Here is a 23,967-nt window from a genome sequence, read left to right as displayed (position 1 = left end):
GCCATGATGCAGACCCAATTGCCTTCGTACATTTCTGCCGAAAATCTCGGTCCCTGGCGCATTTTCCTGCACCAGGTCGAACAAGTGGCACCCTTGCTCGAACCGGCGCTGCAACCCTGGGTGGAAACCTTGCGCCGGCCCAAGCGTTCGCTGATCGTCGATGTGCCGATTCGTCTTGATAATGGTGAAATTGCCCACTACGAGGGCTACCGCGTGCATCACAACACATCGCGCGGGCCAGGCAAGGGCGGCATCCGCTACCATCAGGACGTCACCCTGTCCGAGGTCATGGCGCTGTCCGGCTGGATGACCATCAAGAACGCTGTGGTCAACGTGCCTTTTGGCGGCGCCAAGGGCGGCATCCGGGTCGATCCGCGCCAGCTCAACGCCTCCGAGCTGGAGCGCCTGACTCGCCGCTACACCAGCGAGATCAGTTCGATGATCGGCCCGGACAAGGATATTCCGGCGCCGGACATGAACACCAATGCCCAGACCATGGCCTGGATGATGGATACCTACTCGATGGGCGAGGGGCGGACCGTGACCGGCGTGGTCACCGGCAAGCCGCTGGCGCTGGGCGGTTCGCTCGGGCGGCAGGACGCCACCGGGCGCGGTGTCTTCGTCACGGCGCGCGAGGCCGCTCGGCGCATGAATCTGCCGATCGAAGGCGCGCGGGTGATCGTGCAGGGCTTCGGCAATGTCGGTGAGGCGAGTGCCCGGATGTTTTCGCAGGCCGGGGCCAGGATCGTTGCCATTCAGGATGTCAGCGGCACGGTTTACAACCCGGCCGGGCTGGATGTGGCGGCCCTGAAAGCTTTTCATGCGGCCAACGGTACGCTGCTCGGTGCCCTGGGGGCGGAAGTGTTGCCCAATGCCGATTTCTGGGCACTACCGTGCGAATTTTTGGTGCCAGCGGCACTCGAGTCGCAGATCAATCGTTACAACGCCGAGCAGATCGCGGCTCGAGTCGTCGTCGAAGGTGCCAACGGCCCGACAACGCCGGAGGCCGAGGCTATCCTCGCCGAGCGAGGCGTGATGGTCGTTCCCGACGTGCTGGCCAACGCCGGCGGCGTCACGGTGAGCTATTTCGAGTGGGTGCAGGATTTCTCCAGCTTCTTCTGGAGCGAGGATGAAATCAATGCTCGCCTCGATCGCATCATGACCGAAGCCTTCGATGCCATCTGGCAGCTGGCTGGGGAGCGTGGCTTGTCGCTGCGCACGGCGGCCTTCGTGATCGGCTGCAGTCGCGTGCTGGCGGCGCGGGCGACCCGTGGTTTGTACCCCTGAGGGCCGATACGGCATGCTAGAATCGCAAAATCGTCTTGTTTAGCTTGAGGAATGTCGCGAAATGGGTGACGTCAATACCACGTACACGTCCGATCATCAGGATTGGATGAACGAAATGCTTGCCAAGAATCCGGAGTGGGTCGAAGACCAGAAGGCCGGCCGCGCCCTGTGGTGGGACAAGAAGCAGGATGTCGATACCTCGGCACGCAACGCCGCTTCCAAGGTTCCGCAGAAATCCTACCCGTACGACGTGAATTTCTTCGGCGAATAAACGCCGCGACGTTCAAAGAAAAAGCCGGTCATCGACCGGCTTTTTGCTTTGGTGCGCTCCGGACGAGTCCGGAGCAATCCAGTGTCAGCCCGTCAGCGGCTTGACCACGCGCTTGACGGCCGTGTCGTCCGGGTGCGGGTGGATGGTAAAGCCGAGGCTGGTCATCAGGCGGAACATCTTGGCGTTGGTCGACAGCACGTCGCCGACCACGGCGCGGTAGCCCTTCATGCGGGCACACTCGATCAGCGCCGTCATCAGCTTGCGGCCGACACCGCACTTCTGCCAGTCGTCGCCGACGGCCAGCGCAAATTCGACCGATTCGCCGTCCGGATTGACCACGTAGCGGGCGACGCCAATCTGGTGCTCGTACGGTTCGACGCCGTCGACATTGTCCTCGAGTTCCTTGGTGATCGTCGCCACCAGGGCCATTTCGCGATCGTAGTCGATCTGCGTGAAGCGCACCAGCATGGTCTGGGTCAGCTCGCGCAGGGTATCCATGAAGCGGTAGTAGCGGGATTCGTCGGACATGTTCTTGACGAATTCCTGCTCCATGTCGGCATCCTCCGGGCGGATCGGACGGATGGTGACGACCTGGCCGTCGTTCATCTGCCATTCCTGGATCAGGTGTACCGGATAGGGATAGATCGACATGTGGGCGTAGCGGTCGCCGGTGGCGCTCGCCGCATGGTCGATGACGATGCGGGCATCGGCGGCGATGGCGCCGTTTTCATCGACGATCAGCGGGTTGAGGTCGAGTTCCTGGATCCACGGCAGTTCGCAGACCATTTCCGAGATGCAGAGCAGCACTTCCTTGATCGATTCGCGGTCGGCCGGCGGCATGTTGTGGAACTGGCCGAGAATCTTGGCGGCACGGGTGGAGTCGATCAGGTCCTTGGCCAGGAAACGGTTGAGCGGCGGCAGGGCGACAGAGCGGTCGGAGAAGATTTCGACGTCGAAACCGCCGGCACCGAAGGTGATGACCGGTCCGAAGATCGGGTCGCGGAAAACGCCGATCATCAGTTCGCGGCCGTTCGGGCGCGACAGGAAGGGTTCGATCGATACACCGTTGATTTTGGCGTCCGGACGGCGCTTGTGCACCGTATCGATGATGTCGTGGTAGGCGTTGCGCACGGCCGGTGCATTGCCGATGTTGAGGCGCACGCCGCCGGCATCCGACTTGTGCGGCAGGTCCGGCGAATCGACCTTCATGGCAATCGGGAAGCCGATCTGCTCGGCGAGCAGGAGCGCTTCGGTCGCGGTACGGGCAACCATGGTCTGGGCAACGGGCACCTTGAAGGCACGCAGAATGGCCTTCGATTCCATTTCCGAAAGTACCTTGCGGCGCTCGGCGAGCAAGGCCTCGATAAGCATCTTGGCGCCTTCGGCTTCCGGGCGGCCGTGTTGGCGGGTCGGTTCCGGCGTCTGCAGCAACAGCTTCTGGTTGCGGTAGTACTTCGAAATGTGATGGAACAGCTCGATGGCGGTTTCCGGCATGCGGAAGGCCGGGATGCCGTTCTCTTCGAGCAGCTTGCGCCCCTCGCGCACCTGGTCCTCGCCCATCCAGCAACAGATCAGCGAACGGTTCAACTTGTCGGCAACTTCGATGATCGCCTTGGCAACGCCGAGCGGATCGGTCATCGCCTGCGGCGACAGCATGACCAAGGTGCTGTCTACGTTGGCGTCGTGGGTGACGGCCATGATCGCGTCGCGGTAACGCTCGGGCGTCGCATCGCCGCCGATGTCGATGGGGTTGGCGTGCGACCAGTTGGTCGGCATCGCCTTGTTGAGCACCGCCATCGTTTCGTTGGTCAGTTCGGCCAGCGGAATGCCGAGGTCGCCGGCACGGTCGGCGGCCATGGCGCCCGGGCCGCCGCCGTTGGTGATGATGGCCAGGCGGTTGCCCTGCGGGCGGAACTTGGAAGCCAGTGCCTTGGCGGCATAGAACAGCTGGCCGACGTTCTGCACGCGAACGACGCCGGCACGGCGCACGGCGGCGTCGAACACGGTGTCGGATACGGCGGCCATGCCGGAGTGGGTGGCGGTGGCCATGGCGCCGGCCTCGTGGCGGCCTGCCTTGAGCAGGATGATCGGCTTGATGCGGGCAGCGGAACGCAGGGCGCTCATGAAGCGGCGGGCATTGCGGATGCCTTCCACGTACATCAGGATGTAGTGGGTGCGGCTATCGTAGATCAGGTAATCGAGGATTTCGCCGAAATCGACGTCGGCGGTCATGCCGATGGAGATCACCGACGAGAAGCCGACGTCGTTGGCCTTGGCCCAGTCGAGCACGGCGGAGCACATGGCGCCGGACTGCGAGACGAGGGCCAGGTTGCCGGCCTTGGCGGTGATCTTGGCGAAGGTGGCGTTGAGGCCGAGTTCGGGGCGGATGATGCCCAGGCAGTTCGGGCCGAGGATGCGGACGTTGTAGGAGCGGGCGATCTCGAGCATCTTGCGCTCGATGGCGGCGCCGACGTGGCCGGACTCGGAGAAACCGGCGGTGATGACGATGACGTTGCGCACGCCGCTGCGGCCGCACTGCTCGATCAACTGGGGGACGGTCTGGGCGCGGGTGGCGATGACCGCCAGCTCGACGCGGGCGCCGATTTCCTCGATCGACTTGTAGGCCTGCTGCCCCTGGATGGTGTCGTGCTTCGGGTTGATGGCGTAGAGCCGGCCTTTGTAGCCGGAGCCAAGGATGTTCTTGAAGATGATGTTGCCGACCGAATTTTCACGGTCCGAGGCGCCGATCACGGCGACGGATTTCGGTTCGAAAAGCGCGGTGAGATAGTGCTGTTCCAGCATGGCAAGCCCCTCGTGTTAGGCTGTTATTGTGCAGTGCGTCATTTTCTCACAGGTGCCCTGTATTGTCATTGATCCAGTCAGGGTTATTGGCTAGTTTTCCAGACTGCATGCAAGGACCGCCGACTGCGACAAGAGGCGATGGACCGGGCACTTGTTGGCGATTTCCAACAGGCGCTGGCGCTGCTCGTCGCTCAAGTTGCCTTCGAGGGTGATCCGCCGGCTGATCCGGTCGCGATTGGCGCCGTCGACCTCGACCTTGTCGTGACTCAGCGCGACGCTGATCCGCTCCAGCGGCAGTCCTTTGCGTTCGGCATACATACGCAGCGTCATCGAGGTACAGGCGCCCAGTCCGGACATCACCAGATCGAACGGCGCCGGGCCGGCATCCGAGCCGCCCAGGCTTTCGGGTTCGTCGGCAAGCCACTGGTGCTGGCCGGCAGTCACCACCTGCTGGTATCTTCCCTTTCCATTTTCCGCAACGATCACGATGCCCGACATGCCGATCTCCTTGAATGAAAACCCGACGATCATACCGCCATCTTCCTGGGTATTGCGGCATGGCGAGCGAATTCCGGCAGGCGGGACGGTGCTCGACCTGGCCTGCGGCAGCGGGCGCCATGCCCGCTGGCTGGCCGCCAAGGGGTACGCGGTGCATGCCGTCGACCGCGATGCGGCGGCCATCGCCGGCCTCAGCGGCTGCGCCGGTGTCGAAACCAGCCGGCTCGACCTGGAAGGCGACGCATGGCCCTTGAGCGGTCGTCGCTACGCCGGCATCGTCGTCACCAACTACCTGTGGCGAGCCCGTCTGAACGATCTGCTGGCCATGCTGGCGCCAGGCGGGGTACTGATCTACGAAACCTTCATGCTCGGCAACGCGGCCTACGGCAAGCCGTCGAATCCCGATTTTCTGTTGCGCCCCGGCGAATTGCGCGAAATTGCCGCTGCTGCCGGCTTGCGGGAAGTAGCCTTCGAGGAAGGCTACGTGGATGGCCCGAAACCGGCCATGCGTCAGGCCATCTGCGCCGTGCGCGACTGAGCGATGGCATCGGCCAGGTGCTCGATACCGGCCGGTGACAGGTCGTCGGTGGTGAAGGCTTCCGGGTGGCGCATGCCGGTGAAGTTGTTGTGCTGCGAACGGTGGTACAAGGGGTCGTAGTGCAGTTCGAGCAGTTCGCGCACCAGCGCCGGCCAGTCACCGGCCCTGACCTGTTCATGCCAGCGCTCGATGGTTTCCCGGCTGTGTTGCGAGCGCAGGACTTCCAGGCGTGACGCCAGCAGTTCCGGGCGGCCAAGAAAGTAGTCGTAATCCTTGAGCAGGAAGCTGACGCGGGCCTCGCGCGTGGCATCGACCGTCACGCAGTCGCTTTGCCGGATGCGCTCGATCAGGGCTTCCGGAACGTGCAAGTTGCCGATTTTGCGACTTTCCGCCTCGACGAATACCGGGCGCTGCGGGTCGAGTCCTGACAGCGAGGCCAGCAGGGCCGTTTCAAAGGCTTTCTGCGAAGGCTGTGGCTGATCGGGCAGCACGCCGAGCACCGACCCCTTGTGGCTGGCCAGCGTTTCCAGATCGAGAATCTGCGTACCCCGTTTACCCCGCGCTTGCAGGATGCGCGTCTTGGCGTTGCCGGTGGCGCCGCAGAGGACGATGAAGCGGTATCGTGCCGGCAGTTCATCCAGTTGCGCGATGACGTGGCTGCGCCAGGATTTGTAGCCACCGTCGAGTTGTCCGGCGTTCCAGCCGATGGCGCGGAAGATGGTCGTCATCGAGCCGCTGCGCTCGCCGCCGCGCCAGCAGTAGATCAGCGGCTTCCAGCTTTTGGGGCGATCAAGAAAGCGTTCTTTCAGGTGGCGACCGATGTTCTCGGAAACCAGCGCGGCGCCGATCTTCTTGGCTTCGAAAGGCGAAACCTGTTTGTAGAGGGTGCCGACCTCGGCGCGCTGCGCATCGTCCAATACCGGGCAATTGATGGCGCCCGGAATGTGGTCTTCGGCGAATTCGCTTGGGGAGCGCACGTCGATGATTTCGTCGTAGGCCGCCAGGTCGGCCACGGTGGGGTTGGGACGTTTCATCCCGCTATTTTAGCAAGGGGAGCAGGGTGGGCCAGACGTGGTCCAGTATCAGCGGCTGCGCTTCGGCAACCGGGTGCAGGTTGTCCGCCTGGAAGTAGCGGGCCTGGGCGGCTACCGGCTCAAGCAGGAATTCGATCAGGGGCGCCTTTTTCGCCTTGGCGATCTCGGCAAAGCTGCGCACGAAGTCGTTGGCGTACGGGCCGTAATTGGGTGGCAGGCGCATGCCGGCCAGCGCCACCTTGGCGCCGCCGGCGCGCGATGCATCGATCATGGCATTCAGGTTGTCGCGCATCTGGCCTAACGGCAGGCCGCGCAGGCCGTCGTTGGCGCCAAGGGCAATGACGACGACGGCCGGCTTGTGGGTCTTGAGCGCCGCGTCAAGGCGGGAACGACCGCCGGCTGTGGTCTCGCCGGAGATCGACAGGTTGGCGACGCTATAATCGAGCCGTTTTTCGGACAATCGCTTGCCGAGCAGGGCCGGCCAGGCCTGCTCGGGCCGTATGCCGTAGCCGGCGGAGAGCGAATCGCCCATGATCAGGATGGTCTTCGCCGCCTGGGCTGGCAGCGGCAGACAGAGCAGGGCAGACACGAACAGGCAAAGGAAGAGGACGGGCCGCATGGCAGATAAACCGGTAGTGGAAGTCTCGGGCTTGGGCAAGACCGTCGATAACGGCGGTGAACCACTGACGATTCTGCAGGATATTTCCTTTTCGGTCATGTCGGGTGAAACGGTGGCGATCGTCGGTGCCTCGGGTTCCGGCAAGTCCACCCTGCTCGGCCTGCTCGCCGGCCTGGATGCGCCAAGTTCGGGGGAAGTCCGGCTTGACGGCGTATCCTTGAACGCTCTGGATGAAGATCAACTGGCCAGGTTGCGGGGACGCGCGCTCGGCTTCGTCTTCCAGTCCTTCCAGTTGCTGCCTTCGCTGACGGCGCTGGAGAATGTCATGCTGCCGCTCGAACTGGCGGGAGTTGCCGGCGCGGCGGAGACGGCGCGCGGTTGGCTGGAACGTGTCGGCCTCGACCATCGCCTGAAACATTACCCCAAGCATCTCTCCGGCGGCGAGCAGCAGCGTGTCGCGCTTGCCCGCGTCTTCGCGCCGAACCCCGGGCTGATCCTCGCCGACGAACCGACAGGCAATCTCGATGCGGCAACCGGCAGCCAGATCATCGAGTTGATGTTCGATCTCAATGCCCGCCAGGGAACCACCTTGCTGCTGGTCACCCACGACGAGGCAATCGCCGCCCGTTGTGGACGGACGCTGCGTATCCAGTCAGGTCAGTTGACCGGCTGAGCTTTCGGCTTGCGGTGCACGAGCAGGCTGCGCCGCTCGTCGTCGGGGTGGGCAAAGCCGACCTTTCCCTGTTTCACCTCGCCCATCAGCACCATGTTGTCGCTCAGCGCCTCGTGGTCATCTTTGGTGAAGGGAGGGGAATAGGTCGTGATCACGCCATAGACCGGTTTTTGCAGGTTTTCCAGCGCGGCGCGGATTTTCGACCCTTCGGTACTGCCTGCCTGGTTGATCGCCGCCATGAGCAGCAAGGCAGAGTCGTAGCCCTGGGCAGCCGATACGGCGGACGGAATCCGCTTGCTGCCATTGGCCTGGTGATAGGCGCTGATGAAGGCGGTGCGTCGGTAATTGTTGGGTGCCTCGATGAAGGTTTGTGGCATGCGCGCGCCGTCGGCGTTCTTACCGGCGGCTTCGATGAAATTGGGTAGCGACAAGGGCCAGCTGCCGATCATCGGCACCTTCCAGCCAAGCTTGGCGCGGCCGTTGGCGATCACGGCGAGATCCGGGCCGATGGCATAGGTCAGGATCGCCTCGGCACCGGCGGTTCGGGCGCGCTGCAGGGCGGCGGCAAGATCCTTGGTACCTGGCGCGAAGCTTTCAACCGCCACCGGTTTGAGATCGAGTGCAGCCAGCTCCTTGGTCAGTTGATCGCGACCCTGCTCGCCGTATGGCGTGCTGTCGTGAAAGATGGCCAGCTTGGTGTAATGGCCGCGCTTGACGGCTTCGCGAACGATCATTGCGGCCTGGATGTCGTCACTGGCCGAGTTCCGGAAGGCGTAGCTGTCGGCAACGGCGGGCGGGAAAAACTGTCGGGCCACGGTGCTGCCAGTGGAGACGTTGACGATCACCGGTACGTGCGCTTCTTGATAGGCCTTCAGCGAAGCCAGCGCGACCCCGGTATTGACGAAGCCGAGGCCGGCGACCACCTTGTCCCGACGGATGGCCTCTTCGACCACTTGCTTGCCGACTGCCGGCTCTCCTTTGTCGTCCTTTTCGACCAGTACCAGTTGTCGCCCGAGCAGCCCGCCGCCTAGATTCATTTCGCCGATCGCCAGCCGTACCCCGGCCAGCATCGACTGGCCCATGGGCGATGATGGGCCTGAATAAGGGCCGGTCACGGCGATACGGATCGGTTCATTGGCTTGTGCGGTCTGCATGCTTAAGCACAGTGCGATGCCGGTGATTGCGGTGGTCAGTCGATACATGAGGTTCCTCCTGTTTGCCAGGAAAGCCTAGTGAATCGCGAGCAATAACGAAATTGGGGTTGTCACTAAGCGGGAAAACCCGCAGCACGCCCTACGAGTGCGTGATATCGCGGCTTATGGCACTCGGATTTCTTGCCGCCAGAAGATTTTTGAGAGCATGTGGCTTGTGTCGGCGCATATCTTGAGTCATTTCTACCGCGTTCGGCCGCAAAATGTCATGCGGTTGGCGTAGCATGGTGGCTGAGACTATTCTGGGTTTTCTGAAGCATGTTCATCAATCTGATCAACAATATAGCCTTTCTGGTTGCCCTTGTGGCAGTTGGGCAGCTTGTCGTCTCGCGTTTTCCCCAGAATTCGCCAGGCCGCCGGGTTTTTCTCGGCGTGCTCTTTGGCTGCGTGACCCTGCTTGGCATGGTCAATCCGGTCAACTTCGCGCCGGGCCTGATATTCGATGGTCGTTCGATCGTACTGTCGCTGGCCGGTTTGGTTGGTGGTGGCGCGGTGGCCGCCATCGCAGCGGGCATGGCTGCTGTCTATCGCTATCATTTGGGCGGTATCGGAGCGCCGGTGGGGATCATGGTCATCCTTCAGTCGGCATTGCTGGGCGCACTGGCTCGGCAATGGTTTTTGCGGCGCGGTGATTCACCCGGGACGAAGCATTACCTGGGATTGGGTGTGGTGGTGCAACTGGCACAACTGGGGGCTTTCGCCTTGATTCCCAATCGTGCCGGTTATGCCTTTATCGAGCAGGCTTGGTGGGTGCTTTTGTTGTTCTACCCACTTGCATTCCTGTTTTTATGCTTGTTTTTCAACATTATGCGCAGCAGCAGGTCGATCGGTTGGCATTGCAAAGCGCCCAGGAGGCTGTGACGGCGGAGGAGCGCGCCAGCATGCAGCGCTTTCATGCCTATTTCGATCATTCAATCGTCGGGCTCGCCATTACCAGCCTGGAAAAAGGCTGGCTCGAGGTTAACGATGCCCTGTGCGCCACGCTCGGCTATTCACGGGCAGAACTGACGAATTTGAGTTGGACGGAGCTAACCTATTCGGATGATCTGGCGCTCGATCTGGTGCAATTCAACCGTATGCTGGCCGGCGAGATCGACAGTTATGCAATGGACAAGCGGTTTGTTCACAAGGACGGCCATCTGGTCCATACGCGCCTGGCCGTCAGCAATGTACGCAAGGCGGATGGTAGTGTCGATTACGTTGTGGCGATGGTCGAGGATATCTCGGAGCAGAAGATAGCCAGCTTGGCGCTGGAGCGCAGGGAAAAACAGCTGCGTTTTGTGCTGGCCGGCTCAGCGCTTGGCTTTTGGGATTGGGACATTGTTAGCGGTTCGGTGGATAGAAACGAGCGCTGGGCGGAGATGCTGGGCTATTCCCATGAAGAAATAGAGCATACGACGCGGCAGTGGACGGATTTTATTCATCCTGAGGACCGCGAACGGGCATGGAATTCGATCAATGCCGTTCTTGAAGGTGGCTCGGCCATACACCGGCTGGAATACCGGATGCTCCACAAGGATGGCAGCGTGCGCTGGGTTCTTGATCAGGCTAGCGTGATGCAGCGCGATCCGGATGGCAAGCCGATGCGGATGTGTGGCACCCATACTGATATTACGGAGCGCAAGCAGGTTGAGTTCGAATTGCTGCGGCATCGCCACCACTTGCAGGAGCTTGTCGAGGCCCAGACGCGGGATTTGGTTGTCGCCAAGAATGCTGCCGAAGCAGCGAATCGTGCCAAAAGTGCGTTTCTCGCCAACATGAGCCACGAACTGCGGACACCGATGAATGGCGTCATGGGTATGCTTGAGTTGGCCAAGCGGCGGATGACCGATCCTCAGGGCCTGGACCAGCTAGGCAAGGCCAAGCACGCTGCCGAACGTCTGCTCGGGGTACTCAACGATATTCTTGACCTCTCCAAGATCGAGGCGGAGCGCATGGTGCTTGAAGACGCACCGTTGCAGTTGCGTGACAGCGTGAATGGCGTGGCCGGTACCCTTGGCAACGAAGCGGCCAGGAAGGGCCTGACGTTACAAATCGACTTGCCGGCGGATCTTGCCGAACGGACGCTCAAGGGGGATTCGCTACGCTTAGGACAGATATTGCTTAATCTGCTCGGAAATGCCATCAAGTTCACCGAACAGGGCGGTGTCAGCCTGAAAGTTCGTGCACTCGGCGAGACGCGTGAGGTCCTGCAGGTGCGTTTCGAAGTCAGCGACACCGGTGTCGGGATAGACCTCGAGGCCAGGGGGCGCCTGTTCCAGTCCTTCGAGCAAGCTGACAACAGCATGACTCGGCGCTACGGTGGTACCGGCCTCGGATTGGCGATCTGCAAATCGCTTGGCCAGCTCATGGGGGGGGAAATCGGGGTGGACAGCGTACCGGGAGAAGGAAGCATGTTCTGGTTCGTCGTTCCCCTGAAAAAACGAGAATCAGGCTTGCCTCAGCCAGAAACATCATGCCCCGACTGCTCCGTCGAACAACACCTGCGCGGACAATACGCCGGTTTACGCGTTTTGCTGGTGGAAGACGAACCGATTACCCAGGAGGTCGCGCGTAATCTGCTGGAGGAGGTTGGTCTGTCGGTGGATACTGCCGAAAACGGGCGACAGGCGCTGACACTGGCCAATTGCAACGAATATGCCTTGATCCTGATGGACATGCAGATGCCGGTGATGAACGGTATCGATGCTGCTGGCGCCATCCGGGCCGACTCGCTCAACCGGGAGACTCCCATACTGGCGATGACGGCAAATGCCTTCGACGAAGATCGCCGACACTGCCTCGATGTCGGCATGAACGATCACATCGCCAAGCCGGTTGATCCGGAAAAGCTGTATGAAACCCTTTTGCAATGGCTGGAAGTGGGAGCCAGGAAGGCTACTGCCTGACAAGGGGGGGCGCTGAGCATTCTTGCGCCGGTCATGGCGTATCTGCCGTCAGGCGGCGACTTTCCTTCGGATCGCGGAAAATCAGCGGCAGTGCCCGGCGGGTCGGGTTTTCGGCATTTTCCAGCGCAGCGACTACTTGGTCGTGCCGTGGGCTTTTCGGGCAAACCGGGTCGGCAGCATCCGGGTCGCCGGCCAGCAGGTAGGCCTGGCAGCGGCAGCCGCCGTAATCCTTTTCCTTGTCGTCGCAGCTCGAGCACGGTTCCTTCATCCAGCCCGTGCCACGGTAGTGGTTGAAGCCTTCCGACTCGAACCAGATGTGGCGCAGGCTGTGTTCGCGGACGTTGGGGAAGCTGAGTCCTGGGAGCATGCGGGCGGTGTGGCAGGGCAGGGCGGTGCCGTCCGGCGTGATGGTCAGGAAAACGTTGCCCCAGCCGTTCATGCATTTCTTCGGTTTGCCTTCGTGGTAGTCGGGCACCACGAAGAGGATGCGCATGCGGTCGGCCAGCTTGGCCTTCCATTCGTTGGTGATTGCCTCGGCACGCTTGAGCTGTTCGCGGCTGGGCATCAACTGGTCGCGGTTGAGCAGCGCCCAGGAGTAGTACTGGGCATTGGCCAGTTCGAGGTATTCGGCACCGAGTTCGTCGGCCATTTCGATGATGCGGCCGATATGCCCGATGTTCAGGCGGTGGATGACGACGTTCATGACCATCGGCCAGCCGCGCGCCTTGAGCATGTCGCCGACCTTCTGCTTGAGCTCGAAGCTGCGGGTGTGGGTCAGGAAATTGTTGATCTCCTTGGTCGAGTCCTGGAAGGAGAGCTGGATGTGGTCGAGGCCGGCGGCCTTGAAGGCGTCGAGTCGGGCTTCGGAGAGGCCGACGCCGGAGGTGATCAGGTTGGTGTAGTAACCGAGTTTCCGTGCTTCGCCGATGAGGATTTCCAGATCGTCGCGCAGCAGCGGTTCGCCGCCGGAAAAGCCGCACTGCACGGCGCCGAGTTCGCGCCCTTCGCGCAGCACGCGCAGCCAGTCGTCGGTGGAGAGTTCCTGCTCGTGTTTGGCGAAGTCGACCGGGTTGTAGCAGAACACGCAGTGCAGCGGGCAGCGGTAGGTGACTTCGGCGAGCAGCCACATGGGCGGGCCGATAGTCGGGGCGGGAGCGAGCGAGGCGTTCATGCAGCAACCGATTCGAGGCGCAGCCAGCGTTTGTCGACGGCCATGGCGATGAAGGCTTCGACGTCGGCGCGCAGGCCGCTGGCGGCGAAGGCGGTTTCAAGATCGGTGACGATGGCGGCCACATCGCGCAGGCCGTCGCAGCGCGCCAGGATTTCCCCGGCGCTTTGGTTGAGCTTGATCATCCCTTCCGGGTAGAGCAGCACGTGGCAGTTCTGCACCGGCTCCCACTGGAAGCGGAAGCCGTGGCCGAGGTGTGGGATGCCGTCCATCAGGCTGCCTTGCGCTCGGCTTCGGCTGGAGCGGTCACGCCGTTGGTGCCGTAGTGCTGGCCCATCACGTCGTTCATGGCCCACAGGATGTCGAGCTTGAACTTGAGGATCTGCACGGCGCGTTCCTGCATCGGGCGGGTGCGGAAGTAGTCGAGCGTGACCTGCAGACCCTGCTCGACATCGCGTGGCGCCTGGCTGGTGCGGTTGCGGAAATATTGCAGGCCTTCCGCTTCGATCCACGGATAGTGTTCCGGCCAGGTGGCGAGCCGCTGGCGGTGGATGGCCGGGGCGAACAGCTCGGTCAGCGACGAGCAGACGGCCTCCTGCCACGGGGCGCGGCGGGCAAAATTGATGTAGGCGTCGACGGCGAAGCGCACGCCGGGCAACACGTGGCGCAGATCGACGATTTCCTCGCGCGTCAGGCCGACCGCCTCGCCGAGGCGAATCCAGGCCTCGATACCGCCGGCGTCGAACTGCTTCTCGCCATTCGGCAGGCCGTACTCGAAGCCGTCATGGTCGAGGATGCGCTGCACCCAGCCGCGGCGCACTTCGCGGTCCGGGCAGTTGGCCATGATCGCCGCATCCTTCACCGGGATGGCGATCTGGTAGTAGTAACGGTTGGCCACCCAACCGCGAATCTGCTCGGGCGTGGCGCGGCCGGTGTTGAGCATGACGTTGAACGGATGGTGGATGTGGTACGACTTGCCGTTCTCGCGCAGCTGCGCCTCGAATTCTTCACGGCTCCAGGCCGGGCGGCCGTCGTCGGCGTCGTGGGATTCGGCAAGGATGTCGGCTCGGATCATGGGGGCTCTCGTCAGATGGTGATGCGCCAGCCGTCCTCGGCGACTTCGATGCCGCGCCGGGTCAGTTCGGCACGCTGCGGCGAGGCTTCGTCGAGGATGGGGTTGGTGTTGTTGATGTGGATGAGGATCTTGCGCACGTGCTTCGGCAGTTCGTCCAGCCAGTCCATCATGCCGCCGGCACCGGATTGCGGTAGATGGCCGATGTCGCGAGCGCTCTTCGAGGAAAGCCCGGCGGCGATCATCTCGTCGTCGGTCCAGAACGTGCCGTCGACCATCACGCAATCGGCTTCGGCCATGCGGGCGAAGACTTCGGGCGTGCGGGCGCCGAGGCCCGGTGCGTAGAAGAGCTTGGCGCCGCTCCGCTGGTCGGTGATGGTGACGCCGATGTTGTCGCCATCGACCGAGGCCTCGCGGTGCGGCGAGTAGGGCGCCGCCTTGCTCGAGAGCGGCAGTACGGAGAATTCGATGCCGGGCACCTTGGGCATGGCAAACGACAAACCGTCGAGCGGCACGGCGTGGCGATCGATGCCGCAATAATGCGAGAGGACGTTGAGTACCGGGTTGCCGGTGGTCAGGTCTTCATACACCGGGTCGGCGCACCACAGCGGTATCGGCGCTTTTTGTTCGCGCAGCATGAAGAGGCCGGTGGCATGGTCGACCTGGCCGTCGACGAGCAGGATGCCGCCGATGCCGGTGTCGCGCAGGGCACGGTTGGGCGTCAGTTCGGGCGTTGCCTTGATCTGTTGCAGGATGTCGGGCGAGGCGTTGAGCAGCGCCCAGTCGGCGCTGGCGTCGGCGGCAACGCAGATCGAAGATTGAGTACGCGCTTTGGCCAGGATGCTGCCGCTGCGTACGCCGGTGCAGTTGCGGCAGTTGCAGTTCCATTGCGGGAAGCCGCCGCCGGCCGCGGCACCGAGAATGATCAGTTTCATGGGGTATGCGTGGAAGCCGCCATCCGCAGGGGATGGCGGCAGGCCGGCTTAGCGCGCGGCGATGTACATCGTGATTTCGAAGCCAAAGCGGAAATCACAGGCGCTCGGGGTTTCCCATTTCATTGAAAGTCTCCTTTGTCGGTTGAGGTGCCGGGGCATTGACCGTCGGCGCGTCCGGCTTCGCAGGAAGCGGACTGGCAACCACTATCGCGCATGGCTGGACATGAGCCATCCGGAATAGCTTGAATGGAGGCTCATGATTTTCATGAGCGTGAAGTTGGGGGGAGTCGGCCGGGCAAAGCAATGTGCCCGTTGTTGGCAGGATTGCCCTGCGAGGCGACGGATTTGCCCGTCGTCGGAGTTTCCTAGGCTTCCTGCGGTAGCAGGGATTGCAGTTCGGCGACGACTCGTTCGAGTTGAGCAGCGGCGGCAGACAATCGGGTATCGAGCCCGGCCAGCTGGCAATGTGCCGCACCATGCTCGATCTCCAGGCAGGTTGCGGCCAGGGCGTCCGCCCCGAGATATTTGCTTGCCGATTTGAGCGTGTGAGCTGCCAGCCGCAAATCAGCGCTGTTGCCGGATGACAGTGCCGTACGTGCCTTGGTCAATTGCTGCGGGGCGTCGGCCAGGTAGGCCGAGATCACGCGTTGGAGCAGTTTTCCCGAGCGATCCAGTTCGCGCAGGGTGTCCAGGCTTGCCGGGTTGAGCGCAGTGCAGGCGATATCGTTCGCGTCGGCCGCGCGGGCAGGCGGGGCGTCAGGGTGCGCCCCGATCGTCACGTAGCGGCTCATCGTGTCGAAGAGTATCTTTTGCTGGAACGGCTTGGTGATGTAATCGTCCATGCCCGCTGCCAGGCAGAGCTCCCGGCTGCCGCGCATGGCATTGGCGGTCAGCGCAATGATCGGAACCCGGCGGGCGGGACTGCCGGCGGCGGCCTGCTCGGTTTCCCAGACACGGATGCGGCGGGTTGCCTCGTAGCCATCCATGTCGGGCATCTGGCAGTCCATCAGGATCATGTCCCATGGTTTGGACGTCGCTTCGGCAACCCCGTCGATACCCCCCTCGGCAATGGCAATCTCGCAACCAAAGCGACGCAGGATGGCGCCCGCAACTTCCTGATTGACCGGGTTGTCTTCGACCAGAAGCACGTGCAGCGACGCCAGGGTTGTCGATGACCGATCCTTTTGCGTGGTTTCCTCGAGATCATCGGGGGCCAGGCCCAGGGCGATGCGTAGGGTGTTGAAGAGGTGGGCCTTGCGGACCGGCTTGACCAGATGCTTGTCTACACCGGCATCGCGCGCAGTACGCGTTGTCGAAATGCGGTTCAGCGAGGTGAGCATGACGACCCGGATGCCGTCGAGAAGGGGGCCTTCCTCACGAATTGCCCGGCTCAGGTCGATGCCGTTCATTTCAGGCATGCGCATGTCGACCAAGGCAATGTCGTAGGCCTGTCCACACACGGCTGCCAGGCGCAGTTTGTCGAGTGCTTCCTTGCCGCCGGCCGCGGCATCGGCTGCCATCCCCCAGGCCTGGGCGTGCATGATCAGGATTTCCCGATTGGTAGCATTGTCATCGACGACCAGAACGCGGCGTCCGCACAGCCCGTTACCATCCCGTTCGTGTTCGAGCAGGGGTTTTCCGCTGACGCGTTCGGCCTTGATCACGAACCAGAAGGTACTGCCGATACCAGGCTTGCTGATAACACCGACTTCGCCTCCCATCAATTGGCACAGACGGCGAACGATGGCGAGGCCGAGTCCGGTTCCGCCATGGTGGCGGGCGGTACTGGCTTCGCCTTGCTCGAATTCTCTGAAAACGTTGGCTTGTTTGTCGGGCGAAATGCCACGACCCGTGTCGCGGACTTCGAAGCGCAGTTCCATGCCCAGTTCGTCGGGTAAGGAATTGGCCGTGATGTGCACATTGATTTCGCCGCGCTCGGTGAACTTGACGGCATTGCTGAGCAGGTTCGATAGAATTTGCCGCAAACGCCCCGAATCGGCGTTGATCCAGAGCGGCACATCGTTTGCGATCCGGCAGCTGATTTCCAGCCCTTTGTTTTGGGCCGCTTCGGCAAACAGGCCGACGACATCCTCGGCTGTGTCGCGCAGATGGAAATCGACAGGGTCGAGTTCGAGTTTTCCAGCCTCGATTTTCGAGAAATCCAGGATGTCACTAATCACGCTGACCAAAGCCCTGCCCGAGCGCAGCGCCGTTTCGGCCTGACGCCGTTGTTCTTCCTGCAGGGGAGAGTCCAGCAACAACTCCAGCATACCGAGAACGCCATTCATGGGGGTACGGATTTCGTGGCTCATATTGGCCAGGAACATCGACTTGGACTGGGTAGCCTCTTCGGCTCGGCGCTTGGCGGAGTTTGCTTCGGCTACCGCCTGTTCCAGTTCGTGGTTCGTTTTTGCCAGTTCCCGGCTGCGCTCGGCCAAGTGTGTGTCGCGTTCGTCAAGTTGCGCCAGCATCCGGTTGAAGCCGTCAGTCAGAAGGCCGATTTCGTCATCATCCTCTTTGCGCGCACGCAACGAAAAATCCTGCTCGACCGTAATCTGTCGCATGGAGTCCGCGAGATGGAAGATCGGTTCGATGATCCGGCGCTGCAGGCGTGAGGCCCAATACAAGGCCAGCGAGCCGGCGAGCAGTGCAATGCCGAGAATCATGCCGATGCTGAGGGCGATTTGCCGATAGAAGCGTTTCGGGGTGGCGTGGAGGTGGATGAATCCGATCGTCTCACCGTACATTTCGATGGGTGAAACATGGTCAATGGCGTCCGGGTTGAACATGAATGCCTCGGCCTTGGCCGCCATGTTGTCCCGAAGCCAGCTATTGATCGCCTCGTCATCCCGCTTGTCGGTGTTCTGTCTGCCGTGCCCGGCAAAGAAGACACCATTCCGGTCGAAGATCGTAACGGCCGCGATGTCCTGTTCCGCCGAGAGGCTTTCCAGCAGTTTTGTGGCTTGACGTGGTTCGTCGAATTCCAGCGCGGCCTTGACGTTGCTCGACAGTACCTGCGAGATGGCGGAAAGCCTTTCGGAGATTGCGGTGCGGAAGGTCCAGAACTGGAATACGACGAAGGCGATGGTGATGCAGGCCAGGGCACCGCCGACCGTTGTCCAGATCAGTCGGCGTAGTTTTTCGCGTATGGATTGCGTGTGGGGCATTGGCGGCGGAAACCGATGTACGAGGCTCAGTCTACGATAGTCGCCAGTTCGAGCAAAGAGGCGCCGGGTTCCAAGCCGCCTTCGCGGGCGGTTCGCAGGTTGATTTCGAAGGTCACTTTGTTCTCGCCCTGGGCCAGGCCGATCATGCCGCCGCGGCGGGCGAACTCGGGGTGGTCACTGACCGTCAGCAATCCAGTACCCCGGGGGCGCAGGGCCGGCGGCACGCCGTTGAGCAATTCCCTCGTTCCGCCGGCGACGAACAGGACATGGCATCCCTTGATGTCATTGGCCGCCAGCGAGTCGAGCTTTCGGAAGCGGGCGGTTCTGTCCCTCGCTGGCTTGCCATCGGCGGCGGCGAGTGCTTCGGCGACGCCCGAATTGCCATAGGCGCACAGTTGTAGTGGCATGTTGCCGGAGAGCGCGGATGCCGGCCATTCGACGAATTTGACCAACTTGAAAACAAGCGCCGCCTTGATCCGATCCTCACGCTGAATCCCCTCGGCATGGACGACGGCGGACAGCAACAAGGCTGTTGCCGTCAGTAGTCCAGGAGTGATTCGGGTGGATGGGGACATGTTCGAAAGCGGGCCGATGCGTCAGAATTTCCACTTTACTTGAGCGAAGACCGAGCGGTCGATCAGCATGTGCTGGACATCCAGCAACTCCGAGGTAAATTCCTTGTGCTGCTTATGCAGCAGGTTGCGTCCCACCAGCGCCAGTTCAACCCCTGTTCCGGGGCGCCAGGCGACCCGCATGTCAGCTTCGTTGTAGGCGGGAATCGACACGGCGCCTTGCGCGTCGTCGCCCAGATCGCCGAGTGCTCCGACGCGCCGGAGCCAGACATCGACATCGATGTTGCTGCGCGGGTTCCAGGCCATGCGTAGTCCGGCTTGATGCTTGGGGGCGCTTTCCTCGCGATCGGTGGTGAAGGAGGTACCTTCTTCCCTCATACCCATGCGCAGTTCGCTCCAGGTCAATTGAAAACGGAGGTCAGGGCGAGCGCGCCAGTCGACAGAAAGTTCCATGCCGTTGCTGTAGCCGCGTGCCCGGTTGCCTGCTCCGAACGGATACAGGATGGAGGTCTGGCCAGGGAGAAACAAGCAGCCGGCGGATACCGGGAGACCCGAAGGCTGGCAGACGGCGGGGCCAAAAACAGCCGTCCGCAGATCCTTGTATTCGTTGTGAAACAGCGCCAGATCCAGGCTCAGTGTGGGGAGAACCTGTTGCTTCCAGCCTGCTTCGTAGGCCACAACGGTTTCAGTGCCGACCTGCCCCCCACCCGCCAGGAGGAGGGGGCGAGGCGTGGGGTTGCCCTGGGCGCCCGGTTGCAGGACGGCCTGGTTGACGAATCCCCCCGTGTCAGTTCGGCTGGGAGTGCGGACGGCGCGCGCGACGGACCACCAGAAGGTGCTTGTTTCACTCGGTGTCCACAGCAGTCGCGCATTGGGTTGGTGCTCGTATCCGGTGTAGTCGTTGTGTTCCAGCTTGGTGCCGAGTGTCAGTACCAATTCCTGCGGGAACAAGGTGATGTCGTCTTGAATGAAGATGCTGTAGAGGGTTCGCCGCGCCGAACTGGGAGAAACGGTCACGAACGACAACGTGTTGGCTGGGACGCCCCGGTTGGAAGCCTCCATGCTGTCCTCGCTGACACGGTAGCCGGCGCCCATGACGAGGTCGTGGCCGGTGAAGCGCTTGGTGCGATACTGGAAATCGACATCGTAGGTATTGCGAACTTCGTTCAGGTGGGCAGGCCAGTCGCGTTCCGTGTGGTCGAAATAGCCTTGCAGGGTGAAGGATTCGCTTGCCGATAGGTCGCGCTGCCAGCGCCCGAGCAGGTTGCCGCCGGATACTTTCTGCGTCGTTCCGATCAGCCGGTTATAGGGAGGGGTGAGCGAGTTGAGCCGTGACGACTCACCGGACCATCCATCGTAGTAATCGCCCTGTATGGTGACGGCATCGCGGGAACTGGCCGCGAAATCGGTGCGGAAGCCGGCTCGTTGCTGCTGCCAGCTGTCATTGCCTTGGGCGCCGGTGGACTCGACGGTCGATCCATTGCGGTCGAATCCCTTGGCATAGACGCGCCAATGGCCGACATCGCCCAGCTTTCCACCGTAGCGGGCCGATGCCGCCAGCTTGTCAGTCGTCCCGGCGGCTGCCTCGATCATTCCCCCCTGCGTTGCCGCAGCCGATTTGGTGATGATGTTGATCACGCCATTGACGGCGTTGGCACCCCACAGCGAGGCTCCCGGGCCCCTGATGACCTCGATCCGCTCGATGTCGGAGAGGACCGTGTCCTGCACGTCCCAATAGACGCCCGAGAAGGTCGGGGTATAAACGCTGCGACCATCGATCAGGACGAGGAGCTTGTTGGTGAAGCGGCCATCCATGCCGCGGGCGCTGATCGCCCAGCTGTTGTTGCTGATCTGCCCAACCTGGACACCGGGCGCCATTCTCAGGACGTCCGGAATGCTGGTGGCTCCCGAGCGACGAATGTCGTCGCTGGTGATGACGAATACGGCGGCGGCAGCGCGCGAAACGGTCTGCGGTTTCTTGGAAACCGAGGTGATTTCAAGATTGAGAACTTCCTTCAGGTCTAGATCGAAGAAGGAGTCTCCTTCGGCTCCCGATGCCGAAACCGATCCCAAGGCTAAAAGAATGCTCAGGGCGAGTCGGGATAGCGTTCCATTGGGACGTTGGCTAAGGTGCATCATGGTTCCCCTTGAAAGCGACAACTAATACTGACGAATTGTTGTTTTTATTGATTTTTCGTTTCGTATTGTCGAATTACGATAATGTCGTGCTTTTGATACATGCTGTCAATCGGCAATACCCTGCTCGCGTGAGGGATTCCGGGGTTTGTGACAAATTACTTGCTGCAGCTGGATTTAAAGCCCGCGACGCATGAGTGCGTTACGTTTGGCGCGGCCTGTTTGGAAGGTGATAGTCGAGAGTGGCATTCGCTGCACGCAAGCCGCTTCGGATCGCTCCTTCCAAGGTTGCCGGATAGTCGCTCCAGGAATAGTCGCCGGCGATCTGGAGGCGTCCGCTTTGCGGGTCGGGGCGATGCAGGCCTGGTGTGGCGGAAAAGGTGGCACGTTTTTCCCGGATGACCGAGGCGCCGAGCAGTGGTGCGTCGATTTGCAATTCGCGATCCAGTACCCGTGAGAGTGCCGCGTCATCGTACATTTCCCAATCGCCATGGCCGCTGAGGATGCAGGCCAGCAGACCATTTCCCCGGTCGACGACCCACTGGCCCAGCCCTCCGGAGAGCGAGCGCAGGGGGAAAGAGAGCTGCGTATCGGGCGGGTATTGCAGATAGACCGTGGCAATCGGCTCGAAGTCTTGTGGTACCGGAGTGTCGGGCCACAGCGCGGCGGCGTGCTGCGGTGCGACGGCGAGTACGGCGGCATCGAAAGAGGTGCCGTCTACCCGCAGCGTGTCGGCCTCACTGGCCAGGGAGCGTACGCGATGGCGCAGCCGGATGGTCGCACCGTGGGCCGTCAGCCAGCGGCCGGCGGGTTCGGGCAGCAACTGGCCGAGCGGGACGCGCGGCAGCAGGAGGTCAGTATCCTCGCGGTGCGAACTGCCCAGGCTGTCGCGCAGCACGTTGGCGAACAACTGGGCCGAAGCGCGTTCGACGGGCGTATTCAGCGCCGCGAGGCAGAGCGGGTTCCACAGGCGGTTGCGCAGCACACCGGTTTGCCCGGCGGCATCCAGCCACTCGGCAACCGTGATGTCGTGTGGAAGGCGGAATCCCCGGCGCTTGACGCACTCCATCCACCAGGCGGTCCGGAGCTTTTCGCCGAGCCCGACGCCATGGGCCGCGAGCAAGCTCCAGGCGACATTGAGCGGTGCCGGCAGCCGGGGAAGGCTCAGGCGAAAACCGGCATTGTCGACGACTTGCAGGGGGCGCCTGTCAAGCAGGAGGTCAGGGTCGGCGCCCACCCGGCGCATCAGCGCCAGCGTGTCGCGATAGGCGCCGAGCAGGATGTGCTGGCCGTTGTCGAGCTCGCGGCCCTCCAACTGGACACTTCGCGCCCGACCGCCGAGGATGCGGCCGGCTTCGAACAGCGTGGTGTCGACGCCGGCGGCAGTCAGTTCGACGGCGGCCGCGATGCCCGACCAGCCGCCACCGATGACGGCGACACGCATCCGTTCAGCCCTTGATCCAGGTCTTGACGGCCAGCCACAGCTTGCGCGTCGGCGGCAACGAAATGCGTTGGTGCAGCACCTGGAAGTTCTCGCGCTTGATTTCGTCAAGCACGGTGCGATAGATAGCCGCCATGATCAGGCCCGGGCGCTGGCTCTTGCGGTCGACGGCTGGCAATTGGGCGAAGGCCTGCTCGTAGTAGCGTTCGGCCCGCTCGTACTGGAATTGCATCAGCGCCGTGAAATTGTCGGAGTACTTGCCATTCAGGATGTCGGCGGCCGGCACGTTGAACTGCTTGAGCTCGTCCATCGGGATATAGATGCGGCCCCGCCGGGCATCCTCGCCGATGTCGCGGATGATGTTGGTGAGCTGGAAAGCCATGCCCAGGTCGTGCGCGTATTTTTGCGTCTGACGATCCTGGTAGCCGAAGATTTCGGCGGCGAGCAGGCCGACGACGCTGGCCACGCGGTAGCAGTACAGCGACAGGCCCTTGAAGTCGAGATAGCGCGACTGCTGGAGGTCCATCTCCATGCCGTCGATGATTTCCAGCAACTGCTCTTTTGGTAGGTTGATGCCGGGGGCGACCTTTTTCAGCGCCTGGCCGACCGGATGCTGCGGGTTGCCTTCGCCGATGCGCTCGACTTCCTGGCGCCACCAGGCGAGCTTGGTCGAGGCCAGCGCGATGTCGTTGCATTCGTCGACCACGTCGTCGACCTCGCGGCAGAAGGCGTAGAGCGCCATGATGGCCTGGCGCCGCTCCGGCGGCAGGAACAGGAAGCTGTAATAAAAGGAGGAGCCGCTGGCGGCGCACTTCTCCTGGCAGTATTGGTCTGGATTCATGGGGCTACATTCTAAGGGATCGGGCGCCGAGGATCAGCCAGTCCGTCAGGCCCAGCTTCGGCCGGCGACGGAAAACGTCGCCGCGGACCTGTCGGATGCGTTCCAGGATGCGCAGGCCACCCTGCACGGTCAGCCGGATTTCCCAGCCCATGCGGCCGGGTAGGGCATGTACCAGTGGAGATCCCCGCCGCATCAGGGCTGTGGCGCGGTCGATCTCAAAATCCATCAGGGCAGCCCAGTTGGCCGAACTGCGACCGGCCGCGATGTCGTCTTCGCTGACACGGAAATGCGGAAAATCGGTTTGCGGGATGTAAACGCGATCCTTTTGCCAGTCGATCGCCACGTCCTGCCAGAAATTGATCAGTTGCAGGGCGGTACAGATACAGTCGGACTGCATCAGGTGGACATCCTCGGTTCGTCCAAACAGGTGCAGCACCAGCCGGCCGACCGGGTTGGCCGAGCGGCGGCAGTAATCGAGGAGTTCCGGATAGTCGGCATAGCGCTTCTTGACCACGTCCTGCGCGAAGGCATCGAGTAGGTCGCGGAAGAGCTGGATGGGCAGGGCGTGGGCGGCGATGACCTCGGCGAGGGCCACGAACAGAGGCGTCTGTGGCTGGGTGCCGGCCGCGATGCGGTCCAGTTCGGCCTGGTAGGCCGCCAGCCCGGCGAGTCGCTCCTCTGGCGTGGCATCGCCCTCATCGGCAATATCGTCGGCACTGCGGGCGAAGCGGTAGATCACCTCGATCGGCTTGCGCAGTCGGGGCGGCACGAGCAGGGAGGCGACCGGGAAATTTTCGTAATGATCGACTGGCAT

Annotated in this window: 22 protein-coding genes; 6 read left to right on the top strand and 16 right to left on the bottom strand. The window is 62.3% G+C overall.

Translation table 11 applies throughout. The annotated features are described in order from the left end of the window. Positions 1-3 precede the first annotated feature (3 nt). Together AB6Q56_RS08985 and AB6Q56_RS08980 are read left to right on the top strand one after the other, a co-directional pair. The gene (locus AB6Q56_RS08985) at positions 4-1,287 is read left to right on the top strand and encodes a Glu/Leu/Phe/Val family dehydrogenase (RefSeq protein ID WP_434516708.1); all 1,284 of its coding nucleotides are present in this window, start codon (positions 4-6) and stop codon (positions 1,285-1,287) included. 61 nt (positions 1,288-1,348) lie between these two features. Then, positions 1,349-1,558: a DUF3460 family protein gene (locus tag AB6Q56_RS08980; protein ID WP_150430025.1), complete on the top strand. Its 210-nt coding sequence runs from the start codon at positions 1,349-1,351 to the stop codon at positions 1,556-1,558. Positions 1,559-1,642: 84 nt separating this feature from the next. On the opposite strand, the gene AB6Q56_RS08975 is transcribed toward AB6Q56_RS08980, so the two are convergent. Both AB6Q56_RS08975 and AB6Q56_RS08970 read right to left on the bottom strand, forming a co-directional pair. After that, the gene (locus tag AB6Q56_RS08975; RefSeq protein ID WP_434516707.1) at positions 1,643-4,360 is read right to left on the bottom strand and encodes a GNAT family N-acetyltransferase; all 2,718 of its coding nucleotides are present in this window, start codon (positions 4,358-4,360) and stop codon (positions 1,643-1,645) included. A 90-nt stretch (positions 4,361-4,450) separates the two neighbouring features. Then, positions 4,451-4,858 (bottom strand): OsmC family protein, encoded by a 408-nt coding sequence (locus tag AB6Q56_RS08970; RefSeq protein WP_434516706.1) that lies wholly within the window; start codon positions 4,856-4,858, stop codon positions 4,451-4,453. On the opposite strand from AB6Q56_RS08970, the gene AB6Q56_RS08965 reads away from it, so the two are divergent. After that, positions 4,857-5,396, top strand: coding sequence for a class I SAM-dependent methyltransferase (locus AB6Q56_RS08965; RefSeq protein WP_434516705.1), 540 nt, complete (start codon positions 4,857-4,859; stop codon positions 5,394-5,396). The two genes, AB6Q56_RS08970 and AB6Q56_RS08965, sit on opposite strands and share 2 nt — an antisense overlap. On the opposite strand, the gene mnmH is transcribed toward AB6Q56_RS08965, so the two are convergent. Together mnmH and AB6Q56_RS08955 are read right to left on the bottom strand one after the other, a co-directional pair. Next, positions 5,369-6,430, bottom strand: a complete 1,062-nt coding sequence (gene mnmH, locus AB6Q56_RS08960) for a tRNA 2-selenouridine(34) synthase MnmH (RefSeq protein ID WP_434516704.1) — start codon at positions 6,428-6,430, stop codon at positions 5,369-5,371. The two genes, AB6Q56_RS08965 and mnmH, sit on opposite strands and share 28 nt — an antisense overlap. A 4-nt stretch (positions 6,431-6,434) precedes the next feature. Next, a complete protein-coding gene (locus AB6Q56_RS08955; protein ID WP_434516703.1) occupies positions 6,435-7,049 on the bottom strand; it encodes an arylesterase in 615 nt (204 codons plus the stop codon). Here AB6Q56_RS08955 and AB6Q56_RS08950 point away from each other — a divergent pair. After that, positions 7,048-7,722: an ABC transporter ATP-binding protein gene (locus tag AB6Q56_RS08950; protein WP_434516702.1), complete on the top strand. Its 675-nt coding sequence runs from the start codon at positions 7,048-7,050 to the stop codon at positions 7,720-7,722. The two genes, AB6Q56_RS08955 and AB6Q56_RS08950, sit on opposite strands and share 2 nt — an antisense overlap. Here the strand turns inward: AB6Q56_RS08950 and AB6Q56_RS08945 are convergent. Then, complete coding sequence (locus AB6Q56_RS08945; RefSeq protein ID WP_434516701.1) at positions 7,707-8,924, bottom strand: ABC transporter substrate-binding protein; 1,218 nt, start codon at positions 8,922-8,924, stop codon at positions 7,707-7,709. The two genes, AB6Q56_RS08950 and AB6Q56_RS08945, sit on opposite strands and share 16 nt — an antisense overlap. Before the next feature lie 267 nt (positions 8,925-9,191). Here AB6Q56_RS08945 and AB6Q56_RS08940 point away from each other — a divergent pair, with 267 nt between their 5' ends. Both AB6Q56_RS08940 and AB6Q56_RS08935 read left to right on the top strand, forming a co-directional pair. Further along, positions 9,192-9,794 carry a LytS/YhcK type 5TM receptor domain-containing protein gene (locus AB6Q56_RS08940; protein ID WP_434516700.1) on the top strand — a complete coding sequence of 201 codons (603 nt, stop codon included), beginning with the start codon at positions 9,192-9,194 and terminating at the stop codon, positions 9,792-9,794. After that, a complete protein-coding gene (locus AB6Q56_RS08935; RefSeq protein ID WP_434516699.1) occupies positions 9,680-11,821 on the top strand; it encodes a PAS domain S-box protein in 2,142 nt (713 codons plus the stop codon). The genes AB6Q56_RS08940 and AB6Q56_RS08935 overlap by 115 nt, the downstream gene beginning before the upstream one ends. Before the next feature lie 31 nt (positions 11,822-11,852). Here the strand turns inward: AB6Q56_RS08935 and pqqE are convergent, their stop codons facing one another. The 11 genes from pqqE to hpnC form a co-directional block, all read right to left on the bottom strand. Next, on the bottom strand, positions 11,853-12,992 hold the full coding sequence (gene pqqE / locus AB6Q56_RS08930) for a pyrroloquinoline quinone biosynthesis protein PqqE (protein ID WP_434516698.1): 1,140 nt from the start codon (positions 12,990-12,992) through the stop codon (positions 11,853-11,855). Then, on the bottom strand, positions 12,989-13,261 hold the full coding sequence (pqqD, locus tag AB6Q56_RS08925) for a pyrroloquinoline quinone biosynthesis peptide chaperone PqqD (protein WP_434516697.1): 273 nt from the start codon (positions 13,259-13,261) through the stop codon (positions 12,989-12,991). Before pqqD ends, pqqE begins: the two co-directional genes overlap by 4 nt. Continuing rightward, the gene (gene pqqC / locus AB6Q56_RS08920) at positions 13,261-14,064 is read right to left on the bottom strand and encodes a pyrroloquinoline-quinone synthase PqqC (protein ID WP_434516696.1); all 804 of its coding nucleotides are present in this window, start codon (positions 14,062-14,064) and stop codon (positions 13,261-13,263) included. The genes pqqD and pqqC overlap by 1 nt, the downstream gene beginning before the upstream one ends. Positions 14,065-14,075: 11 nt before the next feature. After that, a complete protein-coding gene (gene pqqB / locus AB6Q56_RS08915) occupies positions 14,076-14,996 on the bottom strand; it encodes a pyrroloquinoline quinone biosynthesis protein PqqB (protein WP_434516695.1) in 921 nt (306 codons plus the stop codon). A gap of 48 nt (positions 14,997-15,044) precedes the next feature. Further along, on the bottom strand, positions 15,045-15,119 hold the full coding sequence (pqqA, locus tag AB6Q56_RS08910; protein WP_040395423.1) for a pyrroloquinoline quinone precursor peptide PqqA: 75 nt from the start codon (positions 15,117-15,119) through the stop codon (positions 15,045-15,047). Between the two features lie 242 nt (positions 15,120-15,361). Next, positions 15,362-18,163, bottom strand: a complete 2,802-nt coding sequence (locus tag AB6Q56_RS08905) for a response regulator (protein WP_434516694.1) — start codon at positions 18,161-18,163, stop codon at positions 15,362-15,364. 26 nt (positions 18,164-18,189) lie between these two features. After that, positions 18,190-18,738: a YfiR family protein gene (locus tag AB6Q56_RS08900; protein WP_434516693.1), complete on the bottom strand. Its 549-nt coding sequence runs from the start codon at positions 18,736-18,738 to the stop codon at positions 18,190-18,192. A 21-nt stretch (positions 18,739-18,759) separates the two neighbouring features. Next, positions 18,760-20,874: a TonB-dependent receptor plug domain-containing protein gene (locus tag AB6Q56_RS08895; RefSeq protein WP_434516692.1), complete on the bottom strand. Its 2,115-nt coding sequence runs from the start codon at positions 20,872-20,874 to the stop codon at positions 18,760-18,762. 199 nt (positions 20,875-21,073) lie between these two features. After that, complete coding sequence (hpnE, locus tag AB6Q56_RS08890; RefSeq protein WP_434516691.1) at positions 21,074-22,315, bottom strand: hydroxysqualene dehydroxylase HpnE; 1,242 nt, start codon at positions 22,313-22,315, stop codon at positions 21,074-21,076. Between the two features lie 4 nt (positions 22,316-22,319). Next, positions 22,320-23,153 (bottom strand): presqualene diphosphate synthase HpnD, encoded by an 834-nt coding sequence (hpnD, locus tag AB6Q56_RS08885; RefSeq protein ID WP_434516690.1) that lies wholly within the window; start codon positions 23,151-23,153, stop codon positions 22,320-22,322. 4 nt (positions 23,154-23,157) lie between these two features. Beyond that, entirely contained in the window at positions 23,158-23,967 is an 810-nt protein-coding gene (hpnC, locus tag AB6Q56_RS08880; protein ID WP_434516689.1) for a squalene synthase HpnC, read from the bottom strand.

The sequence above is a fragment of the Dechloromonas sp. ARDL1 genome, from assembly GCF_051122455.1.
Taxonomy (GTDB): domain Bacteria; phylum Pseudomonadota; class Gammaproteobacteria; order Burkholderiales; family Rhodocyclaceae; genus Azonexus.
The sequence above is the reverse complement of the archived record's forward strand: the minus strand, read 5'-3'. Positions and strand labels throughout refer to the sequence as shown.

Bases quoted from the DNA above. Each gene is read 5' to 3' on its own strand.
- hpnD (WP_434516690.1), bottom strand. From the start codon at position 23,153: ATGAATCCAGACCAATACTGCCAGGAGAAGTGCGCCGCCAGCGGCTCC.
- hpnE (WP_434516691.1), bottom strand. From the start codon at position 22,315: ATGCGTGTCGCCGTCATCGGTGGCGGCTGGTCGGGCATCGCGGCCGCC.
- pqqD (WP_434516697.1), bottom strand. From the start codon at position 13,261: ATGGACGGCATCCCACACCTCGGCCACGGCTTCCGCTTCCAGTGGGAG.
- AB6Q56_RS08955 (WP_434516703.1), bottom strand. From the start codon at position 7,049: ATGCGGCCCGTCCTCTTCCTTTGCCTGTTCGTGTCTGCCCTGCTCTGT.
- AB6Q56_RS08980 (WP_150430025.1), top strand. From the start codon at position 1,349: ATGGGTGACGTCAATACCACGTACACGTCCGATCATCAGGATTGGATG.
- AB6Q56_RS08975 (WP_434516707.1), bottom strand. From the start codon at position 4,360: ATGCTGGAACAGCACTATCTCACCGCGCTTTTCGAACCGAAATCCGTC.
- AB6Q56_RS08950 (WP_434516702.1), top strand. From the start codon at position 7,048: ATGGCAGATAAACCGGTAGTGGAAGTCTCGGGCTTGGGCAAGACCGTC.
- AB6Q56_RS08970 (WP_434516706.1), bottom strand. From the start codon at position 4,858: ATGTCGGGCATCGTGATCGTTGCGGAAAATGGAAAGGGAAGATACCAG.
- pqqE (WP_434516698.1), bottom strand. From the start codon at position 12,992: ATGAACGCCTCGCTCGCTCCCGCCCCGACTATCGGCCCGCCCATGTGG.
- pqqC (WP_434516696.1), bottom strand. From the start codon at position 14,064: ATGATCCGAGCCGACATCCTTGCCGAATCCCACGACGCCGACGACGGC.
- pqqB (WP_434516695.1), bottom strand. From the start codon at position 14,996: ATGAAACTGATCATTCTCGGTGCCGCGGCCGGCGGCGGCTTCCCGCAA.
- AB6Q56_RS08945 (WP_434516701.1), bottom strand. From the start codon at position 8,924: ATGTATCGACTGACCACCGCAATCACCGGCATCGCACTGTGCTTAAGC.
- AB6Q56_RS08985 (WP_434516708.1), top strand. From the start codon at position 4: ATGATGCAGACCCAATTGCCTTCGTACATTTCTGCCGAAAATCTCGGT.
- AB6Q56_RS08965 (WP_434516705.1), top strand. From the start codon at position 4,857: ATGCCGATCTCCTTGAATGAAAACCCGACGATCATACCGCCATCTTCC.
- AB6Q56_RS08900 (WP_434516693.1), bottom strand. From the start codon at position 18,738: ATGTCCCCATCCACCCGAATCACTCCTGGACTACTGACGGCAACAGCC.
- mnmH (WP_434516704.1), bottom strand. From the start codon at position 6,430: ATGAAACGTCCCAACCCCACCGTGGCCGACCTGGCGGCCTACGACGAA.
- hpnC (WP_434516689.1), bottom strand. From the start codon at position 23,967: ATGCCAGTCGATCATTACGAAAATTTCCCGGTCGCCTCCCTGCTCGTG.
- AB6Q56_RS08905 (WP_434516694.1), bottom strand. From the start codon at position 18,163: ATGCCCCACACGCAATCCATACGCGAAAAACTACGCCGACTGATCTGG.
- AB6Q56_RS08940 (WP_434516700.1), top strand. From the start codon at position 9,192: ATGTTCATCAATCTGATCAACAATATAGCCTTTCTGGTTGCCCTTGTG.
- AB6Q56_RS08895 (WP_434516692.1), bottom strand. From the start codon at position 20,874: ATGATGCACCTTAGCCAACGTCCCAATGGAACGCTATCCCGACTCGCC.